The sequence below is a fragment of the Zoogloea sp. genome, assembly GCF_028693495.1.
In the GTDB taxonomy this organism is placed as follows: Bacteria; Pseudomonadota; Gammaproteobacteria; order Burkholderiales; family Rhodocyclaceae; genus Zoogloea.
Genome location: NZ_JAQUVG010000001.1, coordinates 84,291 through 104,851, shown reverse-complemented (window position 1 = coordinate 104,851; position 20,561 = coordinate 84,291). Strand labels below are relative to the sequence as shown.

General features: G+C 66.8%; 18 protein-coding genes and 1 riboswitch. Of the genes, 10 read left to right on the top strand and 8 right to left on the bottom strand.

What is annotated here, in order from left to right; genetic code table 11:
- Positions 1–43: 43 nt before the first annotated feature.
- Genes PHD22_RS00430 through PHD22_RS00405 form a run of 6 tightly spaced genes read right to left on the bottom strand, consistent with a single transcriptional unit; the run spans position 44 to position 6,160 of the window.
- Complete coding sequence (locus PHD22_RS00430; protein WP_299860647.1) at positions 44–511, bottom strand: nuclear transport factor 2 family protein; 468 nt, start codon at positions 509–511, stop codon at positions 44–46.
- Entirely contained in the window at positions 508–1,767 is a 1,260-nt protein-coding gene (locus tag PHD22_RS00425; protein ID WP_299860644.1) for a cytochrome P450, read from the bottom strand. The genes PHD22_RS00430 and PHD22_RS00425 overlap by 4 nt, the downstream gene beginning before the upstream one ends.
- Before the next feature lie 26 nt (positions 1,768–1,793).
- Positions 1,794–2,357: a nuclear transport factor 2 family protein gene (locus PHD22_RS00420; protein ID WP_299860641.1), complete on the bottom strand. Its 564-nt coding sequence runs from the start codon at positions 2,355–2,357 to the stop codon at positions 1,794–1,796.
- A 10-nt stretch (positions 2,358–2,367) separates the two neighbouring features.
- Entirely contained in the window at positions 2,368–3,516 is a 1,149-nt protein-coding gene (locus tag PHD22_RS00415; protein WP_299860639.1) for an alkene reductase, read from the bottom strand.
- Positions 3,517–3,538: 22 nt separating this feature from the next.
- Positions 3,539–4,537, bottom strand: coding sequence for an NADP-dependent oxidoreductase (locus PHD22_RS00410; RefSeq protein ID WP_299860636.1), 999 nt, complete (start codon positions 4,535–4,537; stop codon positions 3,539–3,541).
- 3 nt (positions 4,538–4,540) lie between these two features.
- Entirely contained in the window at positions 4,541–6,160 is a 1,620-nt protein-coding gene (locus PHD22_RS00405; protein ID WP_299860633.1) for a GMC family oxidoreductase N-terminal domain-containing protein, read from the bottom strand.
- A gap of 356 nt (positions 6,161–6,516) precedes the next feature.
- Between PHD22_RS00405 and PHD22_RS00400 the strand changes: the two genes are divergently transcribed.
- From PHD22_RS00400 to PHD22_RS00375, 6 genes are all read left to right on the top strand, one after another.
- The gene (locus PHD22_RS00400) at positions 6,517–6,765 is read left to right on the top strand and encodes a hypothetical protein (protein WP_299860631.1); all 249 of its coding nucleotides are present in this window, start codon (positions 6,517–6,519) and stop codon (positions 6,763–6,765) included.
- Positions 6,762–7,049, top strand: a complete 288-nt coding sequence (locus tag PHD22_RS00395; protein ID WP_299860629.1) for a type II toxin-antitoxin system RelE/ParE family toxin — start codon at positions 6,762–6,764, stop codon at positions 7,047–7,049. The genes PHD22_RS00400 and PHD22_RS00395 overlap by 4 nt, the downstream gene beginning before the upstream one ends.
- A 188-nt stretch (positions 7,050–7,237) precedes the next feature.
- A riboswitch (cobalamin riboswitch) is annotated at positions 7,238–7,462 on the top strand.
- Positions 7,463–7,609: 147 nt separating this feature from the next.
- A complete protein-coding gene (locus PHD22_RS00390) occupies positions 7,610–11,995 on the top strand; it encodes a cobaltochelatase subunit CobN (protein ID WP_299860627.1) in 4,386 nt (1,461 codons plus the stop codon).
- The gene (locus tag PHD22_RS00385; protein WP_299860625.1) at positions 11,992–12,429 is read left to right on the top strand and encodes a MotA/TolQ/ExbB proton channel family protein; all 438 of its coding nucleotides are present in this window, start codon (positions 11,992–11,994) and stop codon (positions 12,427–12,429) included. The genes PHD22_RS00390 and PHD22_RS00385 overlap by 4 nt, the downstream gene beginning before the upstream one ends.
- Positions 12,426–12,758 carry a hypothetical protein gene (locus PHD22_RS00380; RefSeq protein ID WP_148579789.1) on the top strand — a complete coding sequence of 111 codons (333 nt, stop codon included), beginning with the start codon at positions 12,426–12,428 and terminating at the stop codon, positions 12,756–12,758. Before PHD22_RS00385 ends, PHD22_RS00380 begins: the two co-directional genes overlap by 4 nt.
- Before the next feature lie 55 nt (positions 12,759–12,813).
- Complete coding sequence (locus PHD22_RS00375) at positions 12,814–14,931, top strand: TonB-dependent receptor (RefSeq protein WP_299860609.1); 2,118 nt, start codon at positions 12,814–12,816, stop codon at positions 14,929–14,931.
- On the opposite strand, the gene PHD22_RS00370 is transcribed toward PHD22_RS00375, so the two are convergent.
- Together PHD22_RS00370 and PHD22_RS00365 are read right to left on the bottom strand one after the other, a co-directional pair.
- The gene (locus PHD22_RS00370) at positions 14,928–15,371 is read right to left on the bottom strand and encodes a hemerythrin domain-containing protein (protein ID WP_299860606.1); all 444 of its coding nucleotides are present in this window, start codon (positions 15,369–15,371) and stop codon (positions 14,928–14,930) included. The two genes, PHD22_RS00375 and PHD22_RS00370, sit on opposite strands and share 4 nt — an antisense overlap.
- Before the next feature lie 27 nt (positions 15,372–15,398).
- On the bottom strand, positions 15,399–15,986 hold the full coding sequence (locus tag PHD22_RS00365; protein WP_299860603.1) for a TetR/AcrR family transcriptional regulator: 588 nt from the start codon (positions 15,984–15,986) through the stop codon (positions 15,399–15,401).
- Positions 15,987–16,137: 151 nt separating this feature from the next.
- Between PHD22_RS00365 and PHD22_RS00360 the strand changes: the two genes are divergently transcribed.
- The 4 genes from PHD22_RS00360 to PHD22_RS00345 are packed head-to-tail and all read left to right on the top strand — an operon-like array spanning position 16,138 to position 20,557.
- Positions 16,138–17,874: an FAD-binding protein gene (locus tag PHD22_RS00360; RefSeq protein WP_299860600.1), complete on the top strand. Its 1,737-nt coding sequence runs from the start codon at positions 16,138–16,140 to the stop codon at positions 17,872–17,874.
- Positions 17,871–18,269 carry a hypothetical protein gene (locus tag PHD22_RS00355; RefSeq protein ID WP_299860597.1) on the top strand — a complete coding sequence of 133 codons (399 nt, stop codon included), beginning with the start codon at positions 17,871–17,873 and terminating at the stop codon, positions 18,267–18,269. Before PHD22_RS00360 ends, PHD22_RS00355 begins: the two co-directional genes overlap by 4 nt.
- A gap of 33 nt (positions 18,270–18,302) precedes the next feature.
- Positions 18,303–19,760, top strand: a complete 1,458-nt coding sequence (locus tag PHD22_RS00350) for an FAD-binding protein (protein WP_299860594.1) — start codon at positions 18,303–18,305, stop codon at positions 19,758–19,760.
- A 20-nt stretch (positions 19,761–19,780) separates the two neighbouring features.
- Positions 19,781–20,557 (top strand): LuxR family transcriptional regulator, encoded by a 777-nt coding sequence (locus PHD22_RS00345; RefSeq protein WP_299860591.1) that lies wholly within the window; start codon positions 19,781–19,783, stop codon positions 20,555–20,557.
- Positions 20,558–20,561 lie beyond the last annotated feature (4 nt).

Sequence of the window (20,561 nt, the reverse complement as noted above, 5' to 3'; positions counted from 1 at the left end):
AGAGTGAATCATCGGCATGCCGGCGCCTCCTGCGCGGGCGCCCTCAGGGAATCTTGCTGAAGGCCCATTCGAACACCCGGGCGTCGCCGTGGCGGGCAGTGATGGTCAGCTTGACCTTACGCAGCTTCCAGCCGGCGGCAGTGCGCAGCAGCTGGCTGGTGTAGTAGCCATACAGGACGCAGACGTGGTCGGCCCCGGCGTGGGTCAGGAAATGGCTGGCATGCATGTAGGAAATGCAGGTTGCTTGATCACCGTCGATGACGTGACGGTGATTGGTACTCAGATGCTGGGTGGCGTCGAAACCGGCCAGCCCGCGGACCCGATGAACCCACTCGCTGGCATCCATCTCCAGATCCAGGTCCGGATCGAAGCTGGTGTAGTCGATGGCCACCCGGTCGGTCAGGATCGAGCGCAGCAAGCCCCAGTCGCGGGTATCCAGCGCGGTGGCGTAGTTGATGATGACGTCGCTGATGGCCAGACGATCGGCAATCAACTCGGGGGTGGCGCTCATGACGGCTCCTTGCCGGCGGAAACCGGTGTGAATACGAGGTCGAGGCGCTCCAGGGTGTGGGCCTGGAAGCTGGACGACCAGCGGGGCGGCGGGGCTGTGGGGTCGAGGGCCAGATCCGGCAGGCGGCACAGCAGCCGCTCGAGGGCGATGCGCAGCTCGGTGCGGGCCAGCATGTGCCCGATGCAGAAGTGGATGCCCTTGCCGAAGGTCATGTGCTCGCGGGCATTACGGCGTTCGGGGTCAAGGCGCTCGGGGCATTCGAACTTGCCCGGGTCCACGTTACCGGCGCCGTAGGCCAGCATCAGTACGGCCCCGGCTGCAAGCGGGACACCGGCCAGCTCGGTATCCGCCTTCACCAGCCGGTAGATGTAGGGCACCGGGGAGTGCAGGCGCAGCACCTCCTCGACGAAACCGGAAATGCGTGACGGATCGGCGCGCAGCTGCGCATGCAGGGCCGGCGCCTCCAGCAGGGACCACAGGGCCGAGCCAAGGGCGGTGGTGGTGGTCTCATTGCCGGCCACCATCAGCTGGGTGGCGATGTTGACGAGCTCGCCGTCCTCGAGCAGGCGCCCATCGATGCGCGCATTGGCCACCGCCGACAGCAGGCCCGGCCCCGGCGCAGCCCGGTAGGCCATGGCATGGCGGTGCAGGTAACACTGCATGTCGATGAGCAGGTCGGTCAGCTCCAGCTCCCGCGCCGGGGCCAGGTTGGGGTTGATCTGTTCGATGGCCGCATCGGACCAGAGCTTGAGCTGCGGCCAGTCTTCCCGCGGCAGCCCAAGTTCCTGGGTGATCACGTACATGGGCAGGCGCACGGCAAAATCCTGGAAGAACTCGATGCGTCCGCGCCCGGCAAGCTCGTCGATCAGTTCATCCACCACCGCCCGGATGGACGGCTCCAGGCCGATCACGTTCTTGCGGGCGAAGGCCTGGTCCACCAGCGCCCGATACTGGCCGTGGGAGGGCGGATCGTTGGAGACCAGGGTGTGCCGGGGCGGAAAGCCCCGCTCCGCATAGCGCCGGGCCACCTCGGCGGCCACCGGTGAATGACTCCGGTCGAACACCTGGCTGGTCATGTTGGAAAACAGTTCCGGGTGGGCATTGACCCAGGCGATGTCGGCGTAGCGGGTCACCACATGAAAGCCGGTGCCCGCGTCGAAATACACCGGGCTCTCAGCCTGCAGCTGCGCGTAGGCGGCGTGAGGGCAGCGGCGGATTTCCGGGTCGGCAAAACTGATGGGAGCGGCTGTCGTCATGGTGCGGTTACCCTGTGCAGTGGAGCTCAGTGCCGTTCGATATGCCCGAGCACGGAATACGAGAAATCGTCCGCATCGCGCCGCGGCAGCGTGGCCGGCACTTCCGGGTTATTCACGTCGAGCAGTGGCGTGGCGGCAAAGTCGGCCAGGGTGCTGCGTACCGGCTCAACCCGGTTCCAGTCCACCACCGACTGGCGGTGGCGGATCGCCCACACCCCGTCAATGCACTCGAAGCGGTCCAGATAGCGGCCGCCGGCGACGATGTCGTGGGTCTCACCGCCCCGCGCCACCTGCAGCACCAGGGACCAGTAGGTCTCGGCCCCTGCCTCCTGGCCGCGCAGGTCGATCAGGGTATTGCTGACCACGTGGCGGGTGACGTTCATGGCGGCATGCACCGGCCACAGCCAGTCGATGAAGCCCTCGGCGCTGCCGGCATAGAGGGGCGCGTGGTCGTCGGTGCCCCCGGGGTGCCAGCACGACAGGGCCAGGGCCTTGTCCATCCGGTCGAGGCCGCGGCAGTAGCGGTGGATGACTTCGGTGATGGCCCACTTGGCGGCCAGTTCCTCGTGAGTCGGGGCGCGCACGCTCATGGCTGCCTCCTCAACCGGTCACGTCGGCAGACACCGGCACCAGCGGCGCGTCGGTCGGCAGCAGGTCGTCGCGGGTGCTGTGGCCGTGGAAGGGGTAGTCGGTGTAACCCTCTGCCCCCTGGCTGTAATAGGTGGCAATGTCGGGGCGGTTGATGGGCCAGCCGTTGCGGAAGCGCTCCACCAGATCCGGATTGGCGATGAAAGCCTGGCCGAAGCCCACCAGGTCGGCGCCCCCGCGGGCGATCAGGTCGGCGGCGCTCTGGCGGGTGAAGCTGGCGACGGTCATGAAGGGGCCGTCGAAGAGCGGGCGCAGGGTGCCGTACACATCCCAGTCCATGCCGTAGTTGCCTACCTGAAGGTAGGCGATGTGGCGCTTCGAGAGCTCCCGGGTCACATGCGAATAGGTGGCCGGCGCGTCGTCATCGAAGACGTTGTGGAAAGTCCACCCCGGCGACAGCTTCACCGCCACGAAACCGGCGCCCTGATCGGCGGCAATCGCATCCACGATGGCCAGCAGGAAGCGGGCACGGTTTTCCAGACTGCCGCCGAACTCGTCGCTGCGCAGATTGGTGTTGGTGGACAGGAACTGCATCGGCAGATAGCCGCTGGCGGCATGGATTTCGACTCCGTCGAAACCGGCCTCCCTTGCCAGCGCGGCACTGCGCCGGTAGTCCTCGATCACCCCGTAGACCTCGTCAGTGGCCAGCGCACGGGGCAGCGGGTAGGCGCGCTTGGGGCGCGGGCAGGTGACCGTATAGTGGCGGGCCGTCGGGTCGGGCTGCACGGCCGACGGTGCCACCGGCTGGGCGCCGTTCAGCAGCAGCGGATCGGACAGGCGGCCCACGTGCATGATCTGGGCAAAAATCGCTCCGCCGGCCCCATGCACTGCATCGGTGACCTTGCGCCAGCCGGCCACGTGAGCGGCAGTGCACAGGCCTGGCGAGAACAGGTAGCCCTTGCCGAGCTCGCTGGGATAGACGCCCTCGCTGACGATCAGTCCGGCGCTGGCGCGCTGCTGGTAATGCAGCACGTTGAGGTCGGTCGGCACCCCATCCAGGCCGGAGCGGTTACGGGTCATGGGAGCCATGACCAGACGGTTCTTCAAGGTGACATTGCCGATGGGGAGGGGCTTGAACAGGACGTCGAACGGAGTGGTCATGGAGAGTTTTCCCGGTGAAGGTTCAGGGGATGCGGACCAGCTGCTTGCCCAGGCTGCGCCCGGCCAGCAGATCCAGCAGGGCCTGGGGCGCGGCTTCCAGCCCCTCGGCAAGGGTTTCGTGATATCGGATACGACCGGCGGCGACGTGACCGGAGAGGTCGGCGATGGCCACCGGCCAGCGCTCCAGGTGATCACCGACGATGAAGCCCTGCAGCTTGACCCGATTGACAATCAGCGGCAGCAGGCGGCGCAGGCCCGTCGGGCTGGGGTTGTCCACCTCGGAGATGGCTCCGCACAGGGTCACCCGGGCAAAGGGATTGATGCGTCCGATCAGGGCTTCCAGCACCGGGCCGCCCACGTTGTCGAAGATGCAGTCGATACCCTTGGGCACCGCCGCCTTGAGCTGCTGGCGGAAATCCTCGGCCCGGTAGTCCAGACAGGCATCGAAGCCCAGCGCTTCCGTGACATGACGACACTTGTCCGCGCCGCCGGCAATACCGACGACCCGGCAGCCAGCGATGCGGGCCAGCTGTCCTGCCACGCTGCCAACGCCCCCCGACGCAGCGCTGACCACCACCGTCTCACCGGCCTTCGGCTGGCACAGGTCAAGCAGACCGACCCAGGCGGTCACGCCGGGCATGCCCGCGGCGCCCAGGCTCACCGACAAGGGAATGCGGGGATCCACCCGGCGCAGGGCGCCCCCCTCGGCCACCCCGAAGCGCTGCCAGCCCAGGTAGGCCGCCACCGGATCACCCGGCGCAAAGTCCGGATGGCGGGACGCGACAACCACACCGGCCGTATCCCCCACCATCACATCCCCCAGGGCCACCGGCTCGGCATAGGTGCGGATGTCCATCATCCGGCCACGCATGTAGGGATCGATGGACAGCCACTGGTTGCGCACCAGCACCTGACCCTCGGCAGCGACCGGCAAGGGCCCCTCCTCCACGCGGAAGTTGTCCACCGTGGGCTTTCCTTCAGGACGGCTGCCCAGTACGACCTTCAAGTTACGTTCAGTCATGATTCAGCCCTGCCCACGATCGGCAAGGATCAGGCTGGACGCCTGCCAGCCCAGGGCCATGGCCGGACCGTTGGTGTTACCGGAGATGGGGGCGGGCATCACCGAGCAGTCGGCCACCCGCAAACCCCGAACTCCACGCACCCGCAGGCGCTCGTCCACAACCGCGTCCGCATCCCGGCCCATCCGGCAGGAGGCCACCGCATGGGTACCGCACAAGGACGCCTGGCGGAACAGGTGGAGGATGTCCTCGTCGCTCTCGCACTTCACCCCCGGCCCCAGCTCCTCACCCACGTAACGGGACAGCGCCGGACGGCGCATGTACTCGCGCATGTAGCGGAACATGTCGATGGCTGCGCGGCAGTCTTCTTCAGTGGACAGCCAGTTGGGGGCGACATCCATGGGGCGCTCCGGATCGGCACCGGTCACCTTCATCTCCCCTTCGCTGGTCAGGCGCAGGAGCTGGCCGTAGGCCGTGATGCCGGGCTGGTCCTCGACGCCATCGGGCACGGGGAAATTGTCATCGCTGCGGGGATAGGTGAACGCGGACAGGTACAGCTGGGCATCGGGGCGATCCACCCCGGGAGAGGTCTTCACGAAGGCCCCCACCTCAAAAGGTCCGCTGGCCATCGGGCCACCGCCCGTCAGGTAATACTCCAGCACGCTCCTGACCAGGCCGAGGCCCCGGAAACGATGGTTGAGTCCCTTGTCGTTGCGGAGCCGGAAGGGCAGCAGGAAGCCCAGATGCTCGCGCATCCGCCGGCCCACGTCGGGGGAATGGGCAAGTACTGGAATGCCCGCCTGCTGCAGGACCGCACCAGGGCCGATGCCCGACAGCTGCAGGATCTTGGGGGACAACATCGCACCGCCGGACAGGATCACCTCTCCATGACAGCGGAAACGAACGGACTCACCCGAGCGGCGGGCTGCAACGCCGACTGCCTGGCCTGCCTCGAAAAGAACCCGATCCACCTGAACACCGGTCAGCACGGTCAGGTTGGGCCGGCCCATGGCCGGCTCGAGGAAGGCCTTGGCCGAACTCCAGCGACGTCCCTTGTGGATGGTGTGGGCGTAATAACCCACCCCTTCCTGATCCTCCCGGTTGAAATCCTCCTTGCGGGGCAGGCCCATCTCTTCACCCGCCTTGACCAGGGCTTCGCTCACCGGGTAGCGGAACTTGCCAGGGCTGACCTTGACCGGCCCACCTACACCGCGCAGCTCATCCGCCCCCAACTCGTGATCTTCGAGGGTGCGGAACACCTGCTTCATGCTGGCCCAGCTCCAGTCAGAACCCGCCGCAGCCGCCCAGTCCTCGTAGTCCTCGGGCTGGCCACGGACATAGATCATGCCGTTGATCGCGCTCGAGCCGCCCAGCCCCTTGCCGCGCACCCACATCTCGCCCGCTGGCTGGCCCGGCAGGCGTGGCTGCTGGACCGGAAAATGCCAGGCATGGGCCGGCATGGCCACCAGCTTGGCAAACCCCTTGGGCATGGAAACGAGTGGGCTGCGGTTGTCGCCTCCCGCCTCCAGCAGCAGGACCCGGCTCCGGCCATCCTCCGACAAGCGGTTGGCCAGCACACAGCCGGCCGAGCCGGCACCAACGACGATGTAGTCGTAGCTATCCATGAATACGTTTCTCCTCCAGCGCTGCCAGGTAGTTTGTTTTACAAACAAATTTGATTGTTTGTTTGAAGCCTACTCCGCTCGCGTAAAAAAGCCAAGCACTCCCCTCGCCGGGGTGTGTTGCCTCAATCTGGCGCTCTTTCCACCAAAACAGGCGCTTAGGCGAAAATCCTTCTACAAACGCTTCCGCCGACCCCTTTGAAAACCCGCTTCACTGCTGGACGCCTTTCTGATTTTTAGAAGGCTTGAAGTCCTCCCACCAGGGCGCCATCCGCCCCAGCCCGAGCCGGAAAGCTGCCAAAAATGGAGCCAGGCGCCCGACGCGTTATCATTCAGGGAACGCCACGCCGGGAGCAACCATGGCACACCTGACAGTCACCCTCAGCGAGCAGGACAAAGCCCTGCTGCACAGTATCGCCACCGAAACGCGCCGCACTGACGAAGACCTCGCCGCGGCCGCTTTGAGCAGTTACGTCCATTGGCAAGCCGAGTACCTGCGGCGGGTGAAAGCCGGGCTTGAGGCAGCAAGGCAAGGCCAGGTCGTGACCGACGACGAGCTTGACGCACTGTTCGACCGGCTAGACCGTGAGGAAGGCTTGACGCCTTGAGCCGGATTCTCTGGGCGCTTCCGGCCGTTGAGCACCTGAAAGAGATTCGAGCACACATCAGCCAGGACAGCCCTGCCGCAGCAAGCCGCGTGGTGAAGGCCATTCGGGAGCAGGTCAAACTTCTTGCACAACATGCGGAGGCTGGCCGCAAGGGCATCATCGAAGACACCCGTGAACTGGTAATAAGCCGGCTACCGTACTTGGTTGTCTATCAACAGCAAGAAGGGACCGTGACGGTTCTTGCCGTGGTTCATACGGCGCGCAACTGGCCCAGCACTCTTTAACGGCAACTGACTGGAAGCCCTATACCAGTGTCTTACCAAGCGCTTGCCTCAATCGGCAGGTCGAGTGCTCGAGCTGCTCACAAGCCACCAAGCTTTCTGGCAGGCCTCCGTGATCACGGGCCAGACGGCGCAAGCGGGCAGCCCGATCTCACGACGACTTGCCGTCATCACCCGTTTCCCCGTAACCTCGCGCCCTTGATCCTCCGGGTGCCCGATCCGCTTTCGCGGAAGGGCTAAACGGGAAGTCCGGTGACGTTGGCGAGTTGTTTCTCTCCGACCATTCCGGCGCAGCCCCCGCTGCTGTAAGCCTGACGACTCCATCCATACATGCCACTGGGCCATTTTTGCCCGGGAAGGCGGATAGGGAAGAACGACGGCGAGCCAGAAGACCGGCCCGAGGACATGAGTTTGGCTGTGCCCCGGGGTGTGGGCGTGGCGAGCGAAAACGTCCGACTTCTGTCCGCCGTATTGCCGGTTCTCATGATTCCGGCATGTCCTTTCGTTCCGTCTTGTCCCCCTGCCCTGGCGCCACGGCCGATGTTCCCGCACGTGGAGGCAGAATGGCAGGACAAGAATCAACGGCTCGTAAGGCAGTCCTTTGCGCGGGGCTGCTGCTGGCGTTTGCACTGCTGGGCAGTCTGCCGGCCCATGCGGCAACACTCTTCGGTGTCGTCACCGATCGTGCCGCTCCAGCCGCCGTCGAAGCGGCACGTCAGCATCTGGCCAGCCATCCGCGCGACCGCATCGTCCTGCGCACGCCCAACCAGATCATGGTGGCCAGCGATGCACAGCTGCGCCAGTGGCTGGATGCAGATTCGGTATTCATCGCCTCGGCCTTCGGCGACCCGGCACGCCGGCTGATCAACGCCCTGCCCGCCAGTCGCGCTGCCACGGTGCTGGCCTTGAACGGCGAACAGCGCCTCAACCTGCAAAGCCGCAGCCGGCTGGGCCGGCTCGAGGGCTTTCCCGCCGAAACCCTGCGCCAACTGACGGCCGAGCAGCCCCCGGCCGACGCCCTCGAAGCCGCCGCACAGCACCCGGCCGCAGCCGCGTGGCTCGCCGCACGTCGGGTGTGGCAGGCGGACGGCGCCGACAACGTGGCGCGTCTGTTCGGCCACCTGCTCGACGGCAAGCCGCTGCCCCCGGCGCAGCGGGAGAGCGTGCTGCGTCTGCGGGTCGAGGGTGCCGAACGTCGCGACGAGGCCGCCTGGAATGCCCGCCTGCTGCCCGCCGGCCCGGCCCTGGCGGTGCTCGACCTGTCCAACACCGAATCCGCCACCGCCGCCGCGATCTGTGGCGAATCCCGCCGCCAGGGTTTGCCCTGCGCCGAAGTGCTGACCCGCTGGGGCAGCGTCTCGCGGGAGGCCATCGAGCGCCTGCCCGAACTGCTGGCCCCGGCCAAACCGGCCGCGCTGGTGGTGGTGCAGGATTTCGTCGTCGGTGCGGCCGAAAACCGGGAGGCCGTTACCGAAGCGTTCAAGAAGCTGGACATCCCCATTCTCAAGGCCATCCGCCTGACCGACCGCAGCGCAACCCAATGGCGCCTGTCGCCGGAAGGGCTCCCGGTGGATTCGGTGCAATACCGGGTGGCCCTGCCGGAACTCCAGGGCATCGGCCAGCCCATCGTCGTGTCGGCCGTCGGCGCCAGTCGCATCGACCCCCTGACCGGCCTCGAGCTGCGCCGCACCGAAGCCATCGGGGTCGAAATCCAGCGCCTCGTGGCCCGCGCCGCCCGCTGGCAGGCCTTGCGCGCCAAAGCCAATGCCAACAAGCGGTTGGCGATCATCTACTACAACCACCCGCCGGGCCGGCAGAACATCGGCGCCGACAACCTGGACGTGCCTGCATCCCTGTTCGCCGTACTGCAGCGTCTCAAGGCAGAGGGCTACGACACCGGCGAGCTGCCGGCCTCGCCGGAAGCCCTGCTCGACCGGATCATGGCCCGGGGCGTGAACCTGCCGGAAGACAAGACCGCCCTGCACGAGCTGGCGCGGGACGTGAACAGCGTGAGCGCCGCCGACTACCGCCACTGGTTTGCCGCCCTGCCCGAGCGGGTGCAGGGCGAGATGGTGTCCGGCCCGCTGGGCCGGCTGCACGCCGAAGTGCTGGAAGCCGAGCAGGTTGCGGAGCGCAGCGTCGGCCGCAAGCGGGTCGAATCGGTCATGAAGGAGCTCCACCACCTCGCCGAAGGCGCCGACCACCCGAAGCGCCAGGAGACCATCACGGGTCTGAAGGAGCTGGAAGCCGGCTACCGGGACTGTCTGGCGGATCAGCCCCGGCGTCGCTGCTCCAGCCTGTCGTCCCTGGCCTGGCGCCTCGCCGGCCATGGCGTTGAAGGCCTGCGGGGCTGGGGACACACCCCGGGCAAGGTGATGGTGGCCGACGGCAAGCTGCTGGTGCCGGGCCTCGTGTTTGGCAAGATCTTCGTCGGCCCGCAGCCGCCACGGGGCTGGGAGGTGGATGAAGAGCTGCTGCACGCCAACACCAGCGTGGCGCCACCGCATCAATACCTGGCCTTCTATCACTGGATTCGCGACCGCTTTCGTGCCGATGCCGTGGTCCATCTGGGCCGCCATTCCACCTACGAGTTCCTGCCCGGTAAAGCCGTCGGACTCACTGCCGACGACTACCCCAGCCTGATTGCCGCCGACCTGCCCGGGGTCTACCCCTACATCGTGGACGGCGTGGGCGAAGGCATTCAGGCCAAGCGCCGGGGGCTCGCCGTGATCGTCGATCACCTCACCCCGCCGCTGTCGGCCACGCCCCTCTACGACAAGCTGCTGGAGCTGCGTCAGGTGGTGGAAAGTTTTGAAGCCGCCAACAGCGAAAGCCTCAAGGCCCAGGCCGCCGCAACCATGCGGACGCAGGTCATCGCGCTCAACCTGAAGGCCGAGCTGGAAGCCTCGATGGCCGACGTCCTCGAAGTGCGCGGCATCGGTTTCGAGGACGCCGACGACGATCTCCTCGCCCACGAGATCGGGCACTACCTCACCAAGCTCCAGGAAAAATTCATGCCCCATGGCCTGCATGTTTTCGGGCAGGACTGGAGTGCCGAATCCCTCAAGCTGATGGCCGACTCCATGAGCCAGGTGGCCGACGGCTTTGATGCGGCCATCGCCGAAAAGCTGGCGATCTCGCCGCGCCTCGAAATGGAAGGCCTGCTGGCTGGCCTTGCCGGACGCTTCGTGGCACCGGGCAAGGGCAACGACCCACTGCGTTCACCCGACGCCCTGCCCACCGGGCGCAACTTTCATGCGGTGGATGGCGACCTGCTGCCCACCCGCCTCGGCTATGCCCTGGGGGCCACACTGGCCGACAAGGCCACGGCCCGCCCGCGCAGGAAAGACGCCGGCGTCGACAGCGACGCGGTGATCCTGTGGGCCTCCGACGCGGTGCGCGACGAAGGCGCGATGGTCGCCTTCTGCCTCTCGCTGCTGGGCACCGAGCCGGTATGGAACGCCCGCGGCATCGTCACCGACGTGCGCGTGCTGGACGGCAAGCCCCGGCGCGACGTGATCGTCACCACCTCGGGCCTGTTCCGCGACCTTTACCCCAACCTGCTCCGCCAAGTGGACCGCGCCGGCCTACTGGCCCTTGCCGCCTCCGCCGACCTCCTGCTCGACATCCGCCCGGACCTCACGGACGCGCTCGCCGCCGCCCTCGCCCCGGCTGGCAAGGGCATCGAGCACGGCCGTCAGCCCCTCGCTGACAACCTTGTTGCCGCGGCCTGGCTGAAGCGCATCGACCTCCTTGCCAAGGCCGGCCTCAGCCTGCCCGAAGCCGGACGTGCGGCGGCCACACGTATTTTTGGTGACCCGCCGGGCGCCTACAGCACCGGTGTCAATCGCCTTGCCGAAAGATCCGGCGCCTGGAAAGAGCGCGACGAACTCGGCCGCATCTACCTCAAGCGCATGGGCCACGCCTATGGACTCGACGCCAGCGGCGACGCAGCGCATCAGGCCTTCGAGACGGCCCTGGCCGGCGTCACCCGCAGCTATCACGGGCGGGCCAGCAACCTCTATGGCCTGCTCGACAACAACGACGCCTTCGACTACCTCGGTGGCATGTCGGTCGGCATCGAAACCCTCACCGGCCGGCTGCCGGAAGCCCTGATCCTGCAGCACGCCGATGCGGCGCACCCGGAGGTTGAACCGCTGGCCACCGCGCTGCTGTCCGAGCTCCGCGGCCGCTACCTCAACCCGGCCTGGCTCAAGCCGCTGATGAAGCACGGCTACGCCGGCGCTCGCACGATGGGCCAGGAGTTTCTCGAAAACCTGTGGGGCTGGCAGGTCACCCGACCCGACCTGATCAAGCAATGGGCCTGGGACGAGGTCAAGGAAACCTACTTCGACGACAAGCAGAAGCTCGGTCTGCCGCGCTTTCTCGAGCAAGGCCAGAACGCCCACGTGAAGGCCCACATGCTGGCCATCTTCATGGTCGCCGCCGAAAAGGGTTTCTGGAAGGCCGACGAAGCCACCATCCGCCAGATGGGGGGCGAGCTGGCCCGGCTGGTGGCCAGGAACGGCCTGCCCGGCAGTGGTCACGCAGCGCCCAATCACCCCATGTGGAACTGGCTCAAACCGCAGATCGATGCAGCCGATGCCGAAGCCCTGGGCGTCACCCTCGCCCGCGCCCAAGGAGCGAACCTGGCACCGGCGGCCCCGGTGGCCGCCTCCCCTTTGATAACGCCGGCATCGGGCCGCACGCCGGCGGCCCCCGCCCCGGCGCAGGGCGGCGCAAAAGTCGACACGCCCGCTGAAGCGCCCGCGGACACCCCGCCGCCCGCGCCCGACCGCTACTACGAACTCAAGCCCCGCCTGGCGCCCGCCGCGACAGGCATCCCGCCGGCCGCAGTGTCGCTGGCCCCGCTGATTTTCCTGCTCGGCCTCGCCTGGAGTGGCCGGCGCTTTTCCTCCACCCGCAACAACCCGGTAAAACCCCGATGAACGATGCTCTCTCCTGGCTGCACCAGGCCGTTACCTGGCTGCTCACCCCTGCTCTTTTCGCACTCATCGTGGCCTGCGCCATTGCCCTGGCCGAAGCCGGCCTGGCCTTCGGCGAGCGCTTCTGGGGCCTCAGGCGGCTCGCCGCAACGGGCGATCTGCAGCTCATCCAGCGTGTTGCGCGCCACCGTCTTGAACGTGCCGACCTGCTCGCCCGCATCCCGCCGATGCTTGGCCTGATGGCCACCATCATTCCCCTCGGACCGGGCCTTGCCGCCCTGGGACAGGGCAATCCGTCCGAGCTTGCCAGCGCCGTGACGGTCGCCTTCGACGCCACCGTACTGGGCCTCGTCGCCGGCATCGGTGGCCTCGTGGTCGGCAAGCTGCGGCGGCGCTGGTACGAAGAAATGCTTGAAGCCCTGGAGGGTGACGAATGAAATCCGCCCAGCCACCGCGCAAGCGCCTGCGCCTGTATTCGCGCCTCGACGCCCGCTTCGACGACCGGGATGAAGACCCCCGCGCCAGCCTGGTCAATCTGGTGGACGTGATGCTGGTGTTCGCCTGCGGCCTGCTCGCCGCGCTTGCGGCCAGCACCCAGGGCGCGCTGGCCCCGCCGAAACCCGTAGATAAGGGCCAGTCCATCGAACGCCCCGCCGACGGCATGGGCCAGGCCGGCGCCGGCTTCGATCGGGTCGGCGAAGTCTTTCGCGACCCGAAGACCGGCCAGCTGATCCTGGTTGAACCCGGCAAGGCGCACAAACCGTAAAGCCAACCGCCACTGCACGATCAACGCCAAAGCACTGCATCTACGGAGAATCGCCTTGCCCGCCACCGTCCTTACTCTTTCCCGCGGCAACGCATCCGCCATTGCCGCCCTGGTGGCCAGTGCGCTCTCGGGCATCGCCCAAGCTGCGGGCGTTCCGACGCTGCAGGAGGTCACGGTCAGCACCCGCAGCCAGGATCTGATCGGCGTTGCCGATTCGGCCACCGAAGGCACCGTCACCGCCAGACAGCTGGCCAATCGCCCGCTGCTGCGGCCGGCTGAAGTCATGGAAACCATCCCCGGCATGGTGGTCACCCAGCATTCGGGCGACGGCAAGGCCAACCAGTATTTCCTGCGCGGTTTCAACCTCGACCATGGCAGCGACTTTTCCACCCAGGTCATGGGAATGCCCGTGAACATGGTCAGCCACGCTCACGGGCAGGGCTACATGGATCTGAATTTCCTGATCCCCGAACTGCTTGGCAGCCTCAGATACCGCAAGGGCGTCTATGCCGCCGAGGACGGGGATTTCGCCACCACCGGCGCCGCGCGTATCGATTATCAACGCCAGCTGGCCAGCCCCTTTGTCGACATCAGCCTCGGCCAGAACGGCTACCGCCGTGCGCTGGCGGCAGGCAGCGGGGAAGTCGGTGGCGGCCTGCAACTTCTCGGCGCGCTCGAGCTTGCCGGCAACGACGGCCCGTGGCAGCAGCCGGAAAACCTGAAAAAGCACAACGCCGTGCTGCGCCTCTCCGACGGCACCGCAGCCAAGGGTTTCTCCCTCACCGCCATGGCCTACGAGGCCAGTTGGACGGCCACCGAGCATGTGCCGCAGCGAGCCATCAACAGCGGAGAAATCGGCCGCTACGGCGCCCTCTCGCCCAGGGACGGCGGCAAGACCCATCGTTACAGCCTGTCGGGTGAATGGGCACGCCCGGACCAGGACGGCGCAAGCAGGGCCGGCTTTTACGTCATCAACTACGGCCTGAACCTGTTTTCGGCCCCCTCGGGCTTCATCAACGGCCTACAGGGTGATCAGCACGAACAGGCGGATGCGCGCACCGTCTGGGGCGGCCAGGCCAGTCGCAGCTGGTTTCTCGGGCCGGTTTTCAGGGATTCGGAGCTGACCGCCGGCATTCAGTTGCGCCAGGACCGCATCCGTTCGGTCGGCCTTTACCGCACCGAGGACAGGCTGCGCACAGACACGGTGCGGCAGGACAAGATCACCGAGACAGCGGCCAGCCTTCTCCTCGAAGCCCGCACCGAATGGCAACCGTGGCTGCGCAGCACGGTCGGCTTGCGGCACGACGAAGTGGACGCCAGGGTCACGGCTACCGGCGGCGAATTCAACCTGGGCAACGGCGGCAAGACACGCGCCGGCCAGACCAGCCCCAAGCTCGGCATTGTGCTCGGCCCCTTTCCGCTGCTCGGCGCTACCGAGTTTTACGCCAACTGGGGGCACGGCTTTCACAGCAACGATGCGCGCGGGGCGACCAGCACCGTCAACCCGGTCGATGGCGGCGCGATCAGCCGGGTTCCGCTGCTGGTCAAGGCCCGGGGATCGGAAATCGGCATGCGCACCATGCCGCTGCCGGGCTGGAGCAGTGGCCTGTCGCTGTGGCAGATGGACCTCGCCTCGGAGCTGGTCTTCATCGGCGACGAGGGGGTCACCGAGCCCAAAGGCGCCTCACGTCGCCACGGCCTCGAATGGTCCAACTACATCACCGCCGCCCAGAGCCTGATCATCGACGCGGATGTCGCCCTTTCCTACGCCCGCTTCAAGCAGGCCAGCGCCAACACGGGCGGCACCCGTGTGCCCAACGCCATTCCCCTGAGCGCCTCTCTTGGCGGCACGCTCGACCCCGGCGGCAAGTGGTTTGGCGGAGTGCGCCTGCGCTACCTGGGCGCCTATCCGCTGGAGGAAACCGGCCAGGAAAAATCCTCGGCCTTCCTGCTGACCAACCTGAAACTGGGCTATCGCATCGATCCCAGGCTTCAGCTGACGCTGGACGTGCTCAATCTGTTCGACCGCAAGGCCAACGACATCGAGTATTGGGGCGGCGCCTGTACCCGCAGCGAAACCCTGTCGGGCAGCTGTGGCGGCGGTATCGACGGCCGGCTGGTCCACCCGCTGGAACCACGGACCCTGCGCCTGAGCGTGCGGGCCAGTTTTTAATCCGCCAGGGTCACGTTCCGGCGCAGCACCACCGGTTTGCCGCCGGCCTTCTTCTTGACCAGCCAGTGGGCCAGGGCCGAATCCAGGTAATCCGCGTGACCGGGGAACCAGCGGGCCAGCTCCATGGCAAATTCGCGGCCGATGGCGCAATTGCCGGCCTGCACCAGGGGCTCCACCTCCCAGGCGGAGGACAGCACAGCGGTGTGGTCATCCACGTGGCAGTCGGTGGACGGGAATTCGCTGGCCTCCATCCAGGCCTTCTCGTCGGCAAAGTGCTTCTCTGCATGAACGATGAACGCCCGCAGAGCGCCAGCCAGGTCGGCATCGGGGCAGGTCAGCATGCGGTCCACCACCTCGACGAACTCCCGATGGGTATCGTCCATGGCGGTGTAGCCCAGCAGGTAGTTGTCGGTCCAGGGCATCCCGGTCTTGTCAGTCATGATCTGTCTCCATACGTGTGGTGTTGTTCAGCAGCCGAGGGCTGCGAGTTCTTCGGCCAGGTAGGCCTTTTGTCCGTTTTCCGCCCAGTCGCGACTGTCGAACAGGGAGTGAATGGCGATACCGAGGATCTGTACCAGCAGACGTCGGGCCACCGTGTCCACCGCCTCCAGGGCAATCGGCGAGCAGCCGGCCCGTACCCTGGCCTCCAGCACCCGGCGCAGGATGGCCCGGGCATTCTCCGCCTGGGCCCGCTGCTCGGCGGCGAAATCCGGGTCCACCAGCGCCATCTGCCAGAAGGCGAAATACACCTTCCACTCCCCCTGGCGCACCGGATCCAGGGGCAGCAGGGCCTCCACGCTGCCCTGCAGGTCACAGGGGTCCAGCGCCAGCACCTCACCCATCCGGGCCTGGGCATCCAGCGCCGATGAACGGTAAGTGTAGAGCAGCAGTTCCTTCTTGTTGGCGAAGTAGTGGGTGACGATGGTCGTGCTGAAACCAGCCTCAGCAGCAATCTGCCGCATGGTCACCGCATCCAGCCCCACCCGGCAGATGATCGTGGTGGCAATTCGGGCAATCTGCTGACGACGACTTTCGTGATCCACAAGGGCAGGCATGGGTTGACTCTTGAACAAGGTTTGATCTAGTTTACAACACGTGTTGTAAATAAAAAAAGGGAACGCGCAGCACACCGATCCGGTAACACTGGACAGCGCGCCAACCGGAGACTCGGGCCCCTGGCCCCTTGGCAGTACCAAAGGAGAATCAATGACTTCCAGCCCCAAGCTGCAGGCCCGTCGCGACCTGCTCAAACGTGGTGCCGCCGCTGCCGGTGGCCTCGCCACCCTCGGTCTGTCCACCACGGTCCAGGCTGCCCCAATCAAGTGGGACCACGAAACCGATCTGGTCTGTGTCGGCTCCGGCGCTGCGGCCTGTGCGGCGGCCGTCACCGCCGTGGGCCAGGGCGCCAAGGTCATCCTGGTGGAAAAGATGCCCCTTCCGGGCGGCACCACCGGCAAGTCCGGCGGGGTCACCTGGATTCCCAACAACCCGTTCCTGAAGGCCCGGGGCATCCAGGATGAAAAGGCGGACTGCCTGCGCTACCTGGCCCGCTATGCCTTCCCGCGGGAATACACGCCGAACAGCCCGACCCTGGGCCTGACTCCGGGTGATTACAAGCTCATCGAGGCCTTCTACGACAACGGCTCGGTGATGGTCGAGCACATGGCCAAGCTGGGGGCCCTCAATTTCCGCGAATTCAAGATGTGGTTTGTGGACACCTACGCCCCGGACTACGCCGACCACCTGCCCGAGAACAAGGTCCCCCGCGGCCGCGCCCTGGAGCCCTCGGTCGGCGCCAGCTCCGCCGGTGGTGGCAAGAGCCTCGCCAGCCAGATGGAACAATGGCTGACGGCCCGCGGCACACCGATCCTGCTGGAACACCGGGTCACCCGGGTCATCAAGGAGGGTGAACGGGTGGTCGGCATCGAAGCCGATCACAACGGCAAGCGGGTGCGCATCAAGGCCCGCAAGGGTGTGGTCTTCGGCACCGGTGGCTATGCTCACAACACCGAGCTGATCGGCCAGCATCAGCCGGGCATCTACGGCGCCTGTGCCATGCCCGGCTCCACCGGCGACTTCATCCCCATCGCCGCGACCGCGGGCGCCCGGATGGGTGCCCTGGGCACCGCCTGGCGGACCCAGGTGGTACTGGAAGAAGCCCTGGAAAACCGGGCCGTCGGCCTGGGTGCCTTCGTGCTGCCCGGCGATTCGATGATCGTGGTGAACAAGTACGGCCAGCGCATCTGCAACGAAAAAATCAACTACAACGACCGCACCAACACGCACTTCGTCTTCGACACCCAGCGCAAGGAATACCCCAACCAGTTCCAGTTCATGATCTTCGATGGGCGCAGCCTGGATGCTTTCGGCGGGGCCTTCCCGATTCCCGCAGACAAGCGCGCCTCGCGCTTCATGATCGAGGGTGCCACCCTGGCCGAGTTGTCCGCCAACATCGCCACCCGCCTGGAAAAGCTCAAGGACAAGACCGCCGGCTTCACCCTCACCCCGAACTTCGCCGAGCGTCTGGCGGAAACGGTGAGCCGTTTCAACGGTTACGCCCGCGCGGGCAAGGATCCGGAATTCGACCGGGGCGTGCATGACTACGACAAGGACTGGCAGGCCCTGTTCTCGCCGGTGCGCAAGGGCAGCACCCAGCCGGCCAACCCGATGCCCAACGTGACCATGCACCCCCTCGACGAGAACGGCCCCTTCTACGCCTTCATCCTCGCCCCGGGTGCGCTGGACACCAACGGCGGCCCGGCCATCAACGAAAAGGCCCAGGTCCTGGATGGCGCCGGCAAGCCCATCCCGGGTCTCTACGGCGCCGGCAACTGCGTGGCCAGCCCCGCCCGGGGTGCCTACTACGGCGCCGGCGGGACCATCGGCATCGCCCTGACCTTCGGCTACATCGCCGCCCTCCACGCCACCGGAGCCCGGGTGTGAAACCCGTGGCCAGCCTGATCGGGCTGGCCGGCCTGCTGCTCCTGGCGCCCCTGGGCGCCGGGGCCGCCGGCAAGGTCAGCTTTACCAAGGACATCGTCCCGGTGCTCCGTGCCAACTGCGCGACCTGTCACCTCACCGGCCAGGAAGCGGGCAACCTGAAACTGCATCCGGGGGCCGCCTACGCCTCCCTGGTCAAGGTGGCCTCGGTGGAGAGCCCCCTCAAGCGCATCGAACCCGGTGCGCCCGAGCGGAGTTACCTGATGCACAAGCTCGATGGCACCCACCTGGATGCGGGCGGGATGGGCGACCAGATGCCCTTCGGCGCCGATCCCCTCGACGAAGGCACCCGCAACCTGATCCGCCGCTGGATTTCCGCCGGCGCCCCCAACAACTGATTCATCCACAACAAAAACACCCGGAGACACCCCATGGCCCAGATTCCCGAGATCATTCATTCCAAAGACATTTCCCGGTGGACCGACGAAACCGACGTGATCGTGGTCGGCATGGGCATTGCCGGTGCCTGCGCCGCGCTGGAAGCCCGTCGGGCCGGTGCAGAGGTACTGGTGATCGAACGGGCCAGCGGCGGTGGCGGCGCCAGCGCCCTGTCCTCCGGAATCTTCTACCTGGGGGGCGGCACGGCCGTGCAGCAGGCCGCCGGCTACGAGGACACCCCCGGCGCCATGTACGACTTCCTGATGGCCAACGGCGTCGCTCCGGATGCCGAAATCATCCGGGCCTTCTGCGACGGCTGTGTGGAGCACTTCGACTGGCTGGAAGCCCAGGGTGTGCCCTTCGAACGCAGCTACTTTCCGGGCAAGGCGGTCTTCCTGACCACCACCACCTGCCTGATGAGCACCGGCAACGAAAAGGTATGGCCCTACCGGGACGTGGCCAAGCCCGCGCCCCGCGGCCACAAGGTGGCCCGGGAAGGCGAGAACGCCGGCTCCCTGGCCATGGGGGCGCTGCTGGCCCGTTGCGAGGAAGCCGGCCTGCAGACCCGCTACGACAGTCAGGTGACGGCACTGGTCATTGACGACACGGGCCGGGTCACCGGGGTACGCTACCGCCGGAGCGGCGAGGAGCACCACGCGCGTGCCCGCAAGGGGGTGATCCTGGCCACCGGCGGCTACAACATGAACCGGGAGATGCTGGCCGAGCACATGCCCCACATGCTGGGCAACGCAGAGCCCCTGGGCATGCCCTACAACGACGGCGCAGGCATCCTCCTCGGCCAGTCGGCCGGGGCAGACACCCAGTCCATGAGCGGCGTGATTGCCACCGCCTCCTTTTACCCGCCCAGCCAGTTGATCAAGGGCATCCTGGTGAACACCCGGGGCGAGCGCTTCGTCGCCGAGGACTCCTACCACGGCCGCACCGCCAGCTTCATCATCGAGCAGCCCGGCCACAAGGCCTACCTGATCCTTGATTCGGAGATCTTCGCCTATCCGGAACTCACCGACTTCTCCCACCACACCCTGGTGGACGGATGGGAGACCGTCGAGGAGATGGAAGCCGGCCTGCAACTGCCCCCCGGCGCCCTCCAGCGTACCCTGGCCGAGTACAACCGCCATGCGGAGAAGGGCGAAGACCCCCTCCTCCACAAGCACCCGGAATGGCTCAAGCCGCTCACTGCCGGCCCCTACGCCGCCTTTGACGTTTCCTTCAACAAGTCGGTGTATCTCTACATCACCCTCGGCGGTCTCAAGACCAATGCCCGGACCGAAGTGGTCGGCATCGACGGCGCCTTGATTCCCGGCCTGTATGCCGCCGGCGCCTGTGCCTCCAGCGTATCCCGGGACGGCCGGGACTATGCCTCCGGCCTGTCCCTGGGCCCCGGCTCCTTCTTCGGCCGGGTTGCCGGCCGACTGGCCGCCACGGCCTGATCAACCACGAGGAAAGTGCCATGTTCATCAGCAATGCCGACACCCGCTTTCGGGAACGCCTCGCCGGGGCCTCCACCCTGGCGGCCTCCAGTCGCCTGCTGGCGGAGTGTGCCGACAGCCTGGGCTGGGAACGGGCGGCCTTCCACGCGGACCTGGGCCAGACCCGCCTGCCGGTGGCCGAAAGCGGCGAGTTCGTCGCCATCGCCATGGGCTGGCCGGTGGCTACCCTGCGCCACTGGCAGGACGACCGCCTCGCCCTGACCTGCCCGGTCACCCGGCGCTGCGGTCGCAGCATGGACGCCTTCCTGTGGGACAGCGATCCGGACAGCACCACCTGGGAGGGAGAAAAGCTGGGCCAGGACCAGCGCAGCACCCTCGCCAGTTACAAGGCCTGCGCTGACGGCGCCGTCACGGTGCCGGTCCATCGTCCGGGGGGCAAGACCGGCTTCGTCTCCTGGTTCAGCCACGGGGAAGCCCGCCTGCGTACCCGCCATCAGGCGACCTGGCGGGAGATCCAGCTGATCTCCCATGCCTTCATCGCTCACGCGGATGGCCTCGAGAGCGCACTGCGCCGCAAGAGTGCCCGGGCCGCAGCAGACACCCTGACGGCCCGGGAGCTGGAGTGCCTGTCCTGGGTGGCCCGCGGCAAGACCGACGAGGACATCGGCCTGATCCTCGGCCGTTCCCGCGAGACCGTGCATTTTCACCTGGGCAAGGCCATGAAGAAGCTGTCCGCCAGCAACCGTACCCACGCTGTGGCCATCGCCTGCAGCCTCGGCTTGATCCACCTGTTCTGATCCC